This is a genomic window from Mesorhizobium sp. M0139, assembly GCF_040322455.1.
In the GTDB taxonomy this organism is placed as follows: Bacteria; Pseudomonadota; Alphaproteobacteria; order Rhizobiales; family Rhizobiaceae; genus Mesorhizobium.
On the sequence record NZ_JAMYTN010000003.1, the window covers coordinates 218,816 to 229,356 of the forward strand.

Here is a 10,541-nt window from a genome sequence, read left to right on the forward strand (position 1 = left end):
GTTCTGATGGGAATTGATGGAGCGGACCTTGGCTGATGGGCCGGCCATGGCGTTATATCCTGTCGTCCAAGGGAGGAATGGATGGCAGGCCAGGGTTTCGAGCCGGATGTGAGGGTTCGCACCAGCGAATACCGGATCGGTTGCATCGGCGCCGGCATGATCATGGCCGAATGCCATCTTGCCGCCTATGCGCAGGCCGGTTTCCCAGTCGTCGCCATCGCCTCGCGCACCAAGACCAGCGCCGAGAAGGTGGCGAAGCGCTGGAGCATTGCGACCGTCCACGACACACCGGAACAGCTGATCGAGGATTCTGAGGTCGAGATCGTCGACCTTGCCTTTCCGCCCGACCAGCAGCCGGCGCTGATCCGCCATGCGCTGAAGCAGCCTCACATCAAGGCGATCCTGGCGCAGAAGCCACTGGCGCTGTCGGTCGATGAAGCCGTGAAGCTGCGCGACGAGGCAGCCAAGTCAGGCAAGATCCTCTCGGTCAACCAGAACATGCGCTACGACCAGTCGATGCGCGTCCTGAAGCAGATCATCGACAGCGGCGCGCTGGGCGACATTGTCTTTGCGCAGATCGACATGCATGCGATCCCGCACTGGCAGACTTTCCTTCAGGACTACGACCGGCTGACGCTCGCCAATATGAGCGTGCATCATCTGGACGTGCTGCGCTTCCTGTTCGGCGATCCCTCGGAAATCACCACGCTGACGCGCAAGGATCCGCGCACGACATTCGACCATTCAGACGGCATCACCGTCTCGACGCTGCGCTTTCCCTCCGGCGTGCTCGCCGTGTCGCTGGAGGATGTCTGGTCCGGACCGCGCCAGGAGGGCTATGAGGACGACCAGCACATCAACTGGCGCGTCGACGGCACCAAGGGTGTCGCCAAAGGCACGATCGGCTGGCCGAAAGGCGTGGCCTCGACGCTGACCTATGCGTCGACCAAGACGACCGGCGGCGAATGGGTCAGCCCGAGCTGGGACACGATGTGGTTCCCGCATGCCTTCATCGGCGTGATGGAGCAATTGCAGCATGCGGTGAAGACAGGCGCGCCGCCGGCGCTCTCCGTCGCCGATAACGTCAAGACAATGGCACTGGTCGAGGCGGGCTACCGCTCGATGGCGCAAGGCCGCACCGTCAAACTGTCCGAGATATCGATCGACTGAACATGCCGCCGAATAGTGTGGCGGCTGAATCGCTTACCGGGAGGAGTTCACATCATGATGCAGGCAGGTATCTTCACCGGCTATTTCCCCTATGAGCTGGCGGAGGCCGCCCGCCGCATCCGTGCACTCGGCTTCAACACAGTGCAGCTCGACATGCATTTCAGGGATGTCGATCTCACGGCCGGGCAGATCACCGGGGACAAGGCGAGGACAGTGCGCGACACGTTTCGCGACCACAATCTGCCGGTCTGCTGCATCTCGGGCTACACCAACATCATCCATCCCGACAAATCCGAGCGCGAGAAGCGCGTCGGCTATCTCAAGGAAATCATCCGCAATGCGCGCGACTTCGGCTCGCCCTACGTGATCTCGGAGACCGGCACCTACAACACCGAATCCGACTGGGTGCATCATCCCAAAAACAAGACCGAGGAAGGCTTCGAGGAATGCCGCAAGGTGATCTCGGATCTTGCCCAGACGGCTTACGACCATGGCGCGGTGTTCCTGCTCGAAACCTATGTCAACAATGTCGTCGGTTCGGTCGAGGAGACGGTCAAAATGTTCGCGCAGGTCGACCATCCGGGCCTCGGCCTGCTGATGGATCCGACCAATTATTTCGAGGCGCACAATATCGACCGCATGGACCAGGTGCTGAACCAGGTGTTCGACACGCTGACCGACAAGATCAAGATCGCGCATGCCAAGGACGTCAAGCGTTCGGGCAGCGACAAGTCGGAAAAGCATGCCGACATCGGCGACGAGGATGCTATGGAGAGCCACACGTTCCGCGGCGTCGGCGAGATCGAGCTGCCGGCGCCCGGGCTGGGATCGCTGAATTACGATCTCTATCTGCAGCGGCTCAGTGAGAAGCACCCGAACATCCCTGTTATCATCGAGCATCTGACCGAGGACGACGTGCCGCGGGCGAAAACATTTCTCGACGGGAAGTTCCGCGCCAACGGGCTTTGAGGTAGGCGAGACGGTGATGGCGACGGCGGCCAAGACAAAGCGCGATTACGGCCTGGTCGGCGAAAGCACCCGCCGGGCGATCGAGACCGGGCTGGCCTCGGCCGAGTGGTATCACACCGACGTGCCGCGCAAGGCAATGAAGGAAATGATGCAGCGCTCCGACGGGCCGGCGATCCGCGATACAGTGATCTGGATCGCAGCCATCCTGGGCTCGGCCGCCGGCATCGTGTGGTTCTGGGGCACGTGGTGGGTGGTGCCGTTCCTGCTCGTGTATGGCGTGCTCTATGGATCGTCGAGCGATTCGCGCTGGCACGAATGCGGCCATGGCACCGCCTTCCGCACACGCTGGATGAACGATGCGATCTACGAAATCGCCAGCTTCATGGTGGTGCGCAATCCGGTGCAATGGCGCTGGAGCCATGCGCGGCATCACACCGACACGATCATCGTCGGCCGTGACGCCGAGATCGCGGTAATGCGGCCGCCAAATCTGGTCAAGGCGGCGCTTGCCTTCACCGGCATTCTCGATTTCCGTTATTCGCTGCCGATCCTGGCGCGCCAGGCCTTGGGCAAGCTGTCGGACGACGAAAAGAGCTACATTCCTGAGACCGAACAGGGCAAGGCCATCACGGCGGCGCGCTGGCATGTCGCCGTGTACGTTGCGACGATCGCCCTCGCGATCGCGCTGGGTTCATGGCTGCCGCTGGTGCTGATCGGCCTGCCGCGTCTTTATGGCAGCTGGCACATGGTTCTGACCGGCCTGCTCCAGCATATCGGGTTGGCCGACAATGTCGTCGACCACCGGCTGAACACGCGCACCGTCTACATGAACCCGGTCAGCCGCTTCATCTACTGGAACATGAATTACCACGTCGAGCATCACATGTTTCCGATGGTGCCCTACCATGCGCTGCCGAGGCTGCACGAGCTGGTCAAGCACGACCTGCCGGCGGCGAACCCGTCCATGTGGCATGCCTATCGCGAGGTCTGGCCGGTGCTGCTGAAGCAGCTGCGGTACGAGGATTATTTCCTCAAGCGCGAATTGCCGCCGACGGCGCGGCCCTATCGCGGTGAATTTCACGAGCTCGATATGTCGTCGGCGGCCGAGTAGCGGATAAACCACCCGCCTTCTATCCGACCTGTTACGGGGCCGGTAAGGTGACCGGGAAAATCAACCAGCAAACAGGGACATCCCGATGAGCCGAAAGAGACCGACCGTCGCCGATCTGCGCGCCATGAAGGGCAAGCGCCAGCTGACCATGCTGCGCGTCCTGACCATGGACGAGGCCGAGGCTGCCGAGCGGGCAGGGGTCGATATCGTCTCGGTGCCGCCCGAGCTGGTGCTCAACCCTGAGTATCGCGATGCGGCGCCCAGCCTGTTCACCATGCCGGGCGAGAACTTCTATGAAATCGGCACGGCGGACGATTTCCTGCGCTGGGCGTTCCGGCTCTACAAGGCCGGAGCCGACGCCGTTTATTGCAGCGCCGGTTTCGCCACCGTGAAGCGGCTCGCCGACGACGCGATCCCCGTGATCGGCCATGTCGGCCTCATTCCGTCCCGCGCCACCTGGACCGGCGGCTTCAAGGCCGTCGGCAAGACCGCCGACACCGCCATGCAGATTTTTGAGGCGGTCAAGCAGTATGAGGCCGTTGGAGCGCTTGGCGCCGAGATCGAAGTGGTGCCGGTCGAGGTGGCGAAGGCGATCTCAGAACGGACCTCGCTGATCATGCTGTCGATGGGTGCCGGCACCGGCTGCGACGCGCAGTATCTGTTCGCCGACGATATTCTTGGCCAGAACCGGGGCCACATGCCGCGCCATTCCAAGGTCTACCGCAACTTCGCCGCCGAGTACGATCGCCTGCAGGCCGAACGCGTCGCGGCGTTTTCCGAGTACGTTGCCGACGTCGATAGCGGCGCCTATCCGGAAGACAGGCATGTCGTGCGCATGGATCCGGCCGAGCTCAGCCTGTTCATGAAACGGGTGGACGCAAAGGGCTGACTACTCGGCCTCCTTGCCGATCATCGCTGCACCTTGCCATGTTCCGTCAGCGAGCATGGCATGGAGCACCTCGGCATCCGTTCCCAGCGGCCGGTCCTCCCTGAGCATCGCTACATGCGCGCGCACCGCGGTATGGACCGCTGCTGTGCCGGGCGCCAGCTTGAGACCGTCGCGCAGGTCCACGGCCTGTGCGGCGGCCATCAGTTCGAAGGCGATCAGCCGTCGCCACAGCGCGATCATCCCGGCGCATTTCGACACGGCAAGCGGCGTCTGCGTGGCGTGGTCCTCTACGCCTTCGGACACGGCCAGGAAATCCAGCATCACCGGATTGGCCTTGTGGCGGATGCCGGCCAGGATTGCCGTTGCGGTCTTTTGCAGCGGCACGAAACCGGCCGAGGCGCCGCCGACCGGTGACAAATATTTTGGCAGGCCGTTGCGGCCGGAGCCGGCGAGCTGGATGAAGCGGGCAACGCTTGCCGCGGCACATTGCGCGATCGCCAGGCCGAGCGTCTCGAAGGCAAGCGCCAGCGATGCGGTGTGGAAATTGCCGGTCGACAGAACCAGCCCGTCATCGCCCAGCACCAGCGGATTGTCGGCGGCGGCATTGAGTTCGATCTCCAGCGCCAGCCGCGCCTGATCGATCGCCTGGATCAATGCACCATGGATCGACGGCATGCAGCGGATCGACAACGGGTCCTGCAAGGTGGTCGGCGCCGGCTCCTCGTCACGGGCAAGCAGGTCGCGCAGGCCCTTGGCCGCGAGTTGCTGGCAGGCTGCCGGCCGCGCCAGATGCAGGCGCGGATCGAGGATGGTGCGGTTGGCGCCAAACCCTTCCATGGTCAGCGCGCCGGCCTGCTGCTGTTGCGCAAAGGCCGACAGCGCGTCGGCCAGTACCAACGCGCCAGTGCCGGCTGATACCGCCGAGGCGTTGATCAGCGACAGGCCGTCTTTCGGCGCCAGGCTGATCGGAGCCAACCGCGCCATCATCAACGCCTTGGCCGCCGGCATGCGCCGACCCTGATAGTCAGCTTCGCCGTCGCCGGTCAGCAGACGGGCGAGCGCCGCCATCAGCACGAGATCGCCGGCGCCGATCGAGCCCAACTGCGGCATTACCGGATGCACGCCTGCATTGAGCGCATCGACAAGGGCGGTGAAAGCCGCCGGCGAAATGCCGGAGCCGCCGACTGCCAGCATCGCTGCGCGCGCAAGCATGGTCGCCCGCACCGCCTCTTGGGGCAACGGTTCGCCGACAGCGCCGCTTCGCCCTTCCAGCAACTGGCGCTGGAAGGCGCTGGCATCGCCCTCGACCGATGTGCCGAGATTGGCGCCGAGCCCGGTGTTGAGCCCATAGATTTGCTGACCGGACGCGGCGACCTGATCGAGCACTTTTCGCGCTTTGTCGAGCCTCTCGATGACTGTCGGTTCAACCTCGACCTTGCGGCCGCCGCGGGCGACCTGCGCAACGTCCTCGACGCTGACGCCGGCGCCGGTGAGGACGAGCGCGCTCATGCGAAGCGCAGCCTCTGGCCGATGCCTTTATCAGCAGCCTTGGCCAGCATCGCCTTGCCCAGCGCAATGTCGGACAGCGACAGGCCGCGATGCCAGAACAGGATCGTCTCGTCGTCGCTCTGGCGTCCCGGCTTGAGACCGGCAGCGATCTGGCCGAGCTCGGCGTGCAGCGTCGCTTCGCCCAGCCGCCCGGTCTCGACATGGGCGCGCAGCGAGCCGAACTTGCCGCCTTTGCACTGGCCCCAGTCGTCGACGACCATTTTCTGCATGATGTCGGTCAATGACAGCTCCACCGCGCTCATCGTACCATAGGGCACGACCAGCGCACCGGGCTTGATCCATTCGGTCTTGAGCAGCGGCTGCGGCTCCGGCAGCCGCGAGGCCTCGACGACGATGTCGGCGCCCTTGACGCAGCTCTCCCAGTCGGCAACCGCGGTAACTTTCTTGCCGAGATCGGCCGAGAGTTTGGCAGCGAAGCCGTCGCGGCTTTTCGGGCGGCGCGAATGAACGCGGATCTCGTCGAAGTCGAAGAGATGGTCGAGCAGGCGGACATTCCAATAGGCGGTGCCACGTGCGCCGATATGGGCCAGCACCTTGGAGTTCTTGCGCGCCAGATGTTTGGCGCCGATAGCGGTGACGGCGCCGGTGCGCATGTCGGTGATGACGGTGGCGTCGAGAATGGCGCGCGGCGTGCCGGTGCGCGGATCGAACAGGTTTAGAATGCCAAATTCTGAAGGGAGCCCGTGCAGATAATTGTCGACATAGTCGCCGACGATTTTCACGCCCGCCGTATCGAGCGGCGCAACGTAGCCGCGCAGAACGTTGAAATGGCCATGGAAGGAAGGGTCGGGTTCAAGATGGACGCGCGGCTCGATCACCGTCTGGCCATTGCCTTGCGCGATAAGCCCGGCTTCGACAGCGGCAATGATTTCGCCGTCGGTCATCTCCAGGGCTTCGATATCTAGGGCATTGAGGTAGTCGATATAGATAGGCTTCATGCAATGTCCTTGGCCGCCCGCCCATCCATAACAGGCTGCGAGCCGACACGGAAGTTTGTTGGATAAGCTCTGGACGGGGCCAGCCATATGCTGTTCAACGCGGTTCGCTATGACTGCCGTTCCCGACACCGAGGCCTCCGCCGCAACCGCCAGCAATGCGCGGCGCGTGGCGTTGATCGTTGCCATCGCGTTTTTCATGCAGCTGCTGGATTCGACGATCATCTCGACCTCGCTGCCGCAGATGGGACAATCCTTCGGCGTGACGGCGGTGGCGATGAGCATCGGCATCACCGCCTACATGCTGACCATGGCGGTGTTCGTGCCGCTGTCGGGCTGGCTTGCCGACCGCTTCGGCGCGCGCAACATCTTCCTGCTGGCGATTGTGCTGTTCACGCTGGCCTCGCTGGCCTGCGGCTTCTCGCAAAATCTGCCTCAGTTCGTTGCCGCCCGTGTCGTGCAAGGCCTGGGCAGCGCGCTGATGACGCCGGTCGGGCGCATTCTGGTGCTGCGCAATGCGTCGAAGTCGGAGCTGCTCAACGCCACGGCGCTGATCACCTGGCCGGCGTTGTTTGCGCCCGTGGTCGGGCCGGTGCTTGGCGGCTTCATCACAACCTATCTCTCCTGGCACTGGAATTTCTTCATCAACATCCCGCTTGGGCTGGTCGGGCTGGCGCTGGTCGCGCGCTTCATTCCGGGCGACCGCGCGGCCGATCCCAAGCCGCTGGATTGGCCGGGGTTTTTCCTCACGTCGCTGGGGCTCGCGCTGCTGCTCTACGGCCTTGAGCGCATCGCACATCCGGAAGACGGCGCTTTGCCCGCCGTGCTGCTGATTGCCGCCGGCATCGTCATCGGCTGGCTGGCGGTGCGGCATCTCCGGCGCGCGCCGCATCCGCTGCTCGATCTCAGCGCGTTCAGGGTGCAGACCTTCGCCATCTCGACGCTTGCCGCCGGCACCATTTTTCGCGTGGCGATCAACGCCACGCCGTTCCTTTTGCCGCTGCTGTTTCAGGTCGGCTTTGGCCTTTCGCCGGTCGATGCCGGCTTGATGATCCTGGCCTACTTCCTCGGCAATCTCGGCATGAAGACGGTGACGACGCCGACGCTGCGGCGCTTTGGTTTTCGCACGGTCATGGTCGTCAACGGCCTGATCGCCTCGGCCTCGATCATGGCCTGCGCGGCGATCTCGCCGGAGACGCCGCAGGCGCTGGTGGTAGCGCTGATGCTGATCGCCGGCCTGACGCGCTCGATGCAGTTCACAGCGCTGAATACTCTGGCCTTCGCCGATATCGATGCGGCGCAGCGCAGCTCGGCGGCAACTTTGTCGTCCATGCTGCAGCAGATGTCGATGCTGTTCGGCGTAGCGGTGGCGGCTGCCATTCTGAACCTGTCGCAGATCGTCAGGCACCGGCCGGCGCTCGACCTCGTCGATTTTCGCATCGCCTTCCTGGTCATCGGCGCCATCGGGCTGGCGGCGGCGTTGCGGTTCCTCGTGCTGCCGCCCGGTGCAGGCGCCGAAGTTTCAGGCCACACGTCCAGGACCTGAATTCGCGATTTTCGCCGCTCAGGCGGCAATTAATTCCGCCTTGTGCTTTCGCCTCAGAACGGCACCTTCGCGCATACGCGCAATGGTGCAACCAAATGCCAAAAGCGCAGCCTTTTCCTAGGATTGCGCCAGTTCTAGCAATCGGTGCGTCCACTGGAAGATTATCACTGCCAACGGGTGTTCCGAGCGCGGATTCATTTGACGAAGCGGCGCCGAGCCGATTAGCTTTCTTCGGAAGGGGTGGCAGAGCTGCCATCGGGGCGAATGCAGACATGAACACGATTGGCTGGCCAAATGTCAGGAGCCTGAATCAGGAAGGCATTGTCTTTGCCATCGCCGTGGTGCTGTTCGTCGCCGCTGCCATTGGGCTGCCTGGTTTCATCGCTGCCAACAATCTCGTTGCCATCGTCCGCTCGGTGTCGGTGCTGGGCATTTTGGCGCTCGGCATGGCGGTCGTCATAATCGGCAGGGGCATCGACCTGTCGGCGGTGGCGATCATGGCGATGTCGGTCGCCTGGTATCTGCAATTGCTCAACGCCGGAACGCCTGATGGGCTCGCCTTCGCCTATGTGCTGGCAGGCGTGCTCGCCATCGGCCTGCTCAACGGTTTTCTCGTCGCCTATGCCGACGTGCCGGCGATCTTCGTGACGCTGGCGACCGGCTCCTTCGTCTTCGGCTATGTCCGCTCGCAACTGATCACGCAGGATGCGGTGCCGGTGCCTCAGGGCCATTGGGTGGAGTTGCTCGGCGGCCTGCGTTTCCTCGACATTCCGATCGAAGTGTTCGTCTTCGCCGGGCTCGCCTTCCTGTTCTTCCTGTTCCTGCGCTACACCAAATGGGGCCGCTACATCTATTTCGCCGGCGACAATCCGGTCGCCGCGCGCAACATCGGCATTCCGGTGCGGCCAATGCTGGTGCTGCGTTATGTGGTTTCGGCCTTCGTCGCGCTGATCGCCGGCCTGCTGACGGCGTCGAGCCTGCACTCGATCAACACCCGCGTCGTCAACTCGACGCTGCTCTATGACATCGTGCTGGTGGTGGTGATCGGCGGCATCGGCCTGTCCGGCGGGCGGGGCGGAGTGCGCAATGTGCTGGTGGGCGCTGCACTTATCGGCATCCTGTCGAACGCGATGACCATCATCGACATTCCGCTGCTCTATCAAAACCTGATCAAGGCGGCGATCCTGCTCGGAGCCATCATCGTCGACGGCATCATCAATCCGCGCGACGAACAGACCGCGCAGCAGGGCGACATCTAAGGGGTACCCGACGGGTCATGCGGACCGGCCGGCAATAAGTGAAAAACAGAGGATGTGACATGAAACTGATCAGAACACTGATGGCGGCCGCCACGGCGCTGGCCGCTACCGCCTTCGTCGCGCCGACCTTCGCCGCCGACGATCCGGGCCCGGCCGCATACGCGCAGGCGCTCAAGGGCAAGCGCGTCATGCTGGTGCCGCTGGCGATGGGCTTCGACCTTGCGCAGGGCTGGTCGCACTATCTGAAGACGGAAGTCGAGGCCTGGGGCGGCACCTTCGAAACACGCGATCCGAACTGGGTCGTCGATGCCGGCGCACAGGCGATCACCGACGCGATCTCGTCCGACACAAGGCCGGACGTGCTGATCATCCATGCGCCGGATCTCAACTCCTATTCCAAGCTGATGAAGAAGGCGCAGGCTGCCGGAACCTACGTCATACTGGTCGACAATCCCGCCAACTTCCCGGCCGACGCCTTTGTCGGCAGTGACTGGGACCGGCTCGGCCAACTCGAGGCCGAAGCGGCGATCAAGGGCTGCGGCGAGAATTCGTCGAAGAAGATCGGCCTTGTGCAGGGTGATCAGGCCAACTCGTCCAGTCTCTACCAGTATGCCGGCATCATGAAGGTGCTGGAGAAGCACCCCGACTTCAAAGTCGTGGCCAAGCCCGACTCCAACTGGGATCCGACGACGTCGCGCAACGTGACGACGACAATGCTGCAGCAGAACCCCGACATCTGCTCGATCATCGACTTCTGGGATGGCGACGCCACCGGCGCATCCGCCGCCATCCGCGACGCCAAGCTCGACGGCAAGGTCTTTTTGGTCACCACCGGCGGCGGCGAGAAGGCGGCCGATTGCGACAAATTGCAGGACGGAACTTACGGCGCCGTGGTGATGACCGATCTGGCTCGCCAGTCCGGCGACATGAACGCTATCATCAAGTTCCTGCTGCAGAGCGGCCAGCCGGCCGGCACGTCGCACACCTACATCTACACACTGGAGAAGGCTACGACCAAGGCCGACCTCAAGCCCGACAGCTGCTGGGACCTGAAGGCGCTGCAGGCCGAAGCGGCGGCGAAGTAAGCCGCGCT

Annotated in this window: 9 protein-coding genes; 7 read left to right on the top strand and 2 right to left on the bottom strand. The window is 63.5% G+C overall.

Annotated elements, in window-relative coordinates; all coding sequences use genetic code 11:
- Positions 1-81 precede the first annotated feature (81 nt).
- The 4 genes from NKJ58_RS06060 to NKJ58_RS06075 all read left to right on the top strand — a co-directional run bounded on the left by NKJ58_RS06060 (position 82) and on the right by NKJ58_RS06075 (position 4,139).
- Entirely contained in the window at positions 82-1,170 is a 1,089-nt protein-coding gene (locus NKJ58_RS06060; protein WP_023712102.1) for a Gfo/Idh/MocA family protein, read from the top strand.
- Positions 1,171-1,224: 54 nt separating this feature from the next.
- On the top strand, positions 1,225-2,139 hold the full coding sequence (locus tag NKJ58_RS06065; RefSeq protein WP_352852868.1) for a sugar phosphate isomerase/epimerase family protein: 915 nt from the start codon (positions 1,225-1,227) through the stop codon (positions 2,137-2,139).
- Between the two features lie 16 nt (positions 2,140-2,155).
- The gene (locus tag NKJ58_RS06070) at positions 2,156-3,250 is read left to right on the top strand and encodes a fatty acid desaturase family protein (RefSeq protein ID WP_352852869.1); all 1,095 of its coding nucleotides are present in this window, start codon (positions 2,156-2,158) and stop codon (positions 3,248-3,250) included.
- Positions 3,251-3,335: 85 nt separating this feature from the next.
- Positions 3,336-4,139: a 3-methyl-2-oxobutanoate hydroxymethyltransferase gene (locus NKJ58_RS06075; protein WP_023725437.1), complete on the top strand. Its 804-nt coding sequence runs from the start codon at positions 3,336-3,338 to the stop codon at positions 4,137-4,139.
- On the opposite strand, the gene NKJ58_RS06080 is transcribed toward NKJ58_RS06075, so the two are convergent.
- The gene (locus tag NKJ58_RS06080; protein WP_023815628.1) at positions 4,140-5,648 is read right to left on the bottom strand and encodes an HAL/PAL/TAL family ammonia-lyase; all 1,509 of its coding nucleotides are present in this window, start codon (positions 5,646-5,648) and stop codon (positions 4,140-4,142) included.
- Positions 5,645-6,646, bottom strand: coding sequence for an ornithine cyclodeaminase family protein (locus NKJ58_RS06085; RefSeq protein WP_023829197.1), 1,002 nt, complete (start codon positions 6,644-6,646; stop codon positions 5,645-5,647). The genes NKJ58_RS06080 and NKJ58_RS06085 overlap by 4 nt, the downstream gene beginning before the upstream one ends.
- A 109-nt stretch (positions 6,647-6,755) precedes the next feature.
- Between NKJ58_RS06085 and NKJ58_RS06090 the strand changes: the two genes are divergently transcribed.
- The 3 genes from NKJ58_RS06090 to NKJ58_RS06100 all read left to right on the top strand — a co-directional run bounded on the left by NKJ58_RS06090 (position 6,756) and on the right by NKJ58_RS06100 (position 10,533).
- A complete protein-coding gene (locus NKJ58_RS06090) occupies positions 6,756-8,189 on the top strand; it encodes a DHA2 family efflux MFS transporter permease subunit (protein ID WP_023696221.1) in 1,434 nt (477 codons plus the stop codon).
- Between the two features lie 272 nt (positions 8,190-8,461).
- The gene (locus tag NKJ58_RS06095) at positions 8,462-9,448 is read left to right on the top strand and encodes an ABC transporter permease (protein ID WP_352518737.1); all 987 of its coding nucleotides are present in this window, start codon (positions 8,462-8,464) and stop codon (positions 9,446-9,448) included.
- A gap of 59 nt (positions 9,449-9,507) precedes the next feature.
- A complete protein-coding gene (locus tag NKJ58_RS06100) occupies positions 9,508-10,533 on the top strand; it encodes a sugar ABC transporter substrate-binding protein (protein WP_023668177.1) in 1,026 nt (341 codons plus the stop codon).
- The last annotated feature ends 8 nt before the right edge of the window (positions 10,534-10,541 follow it).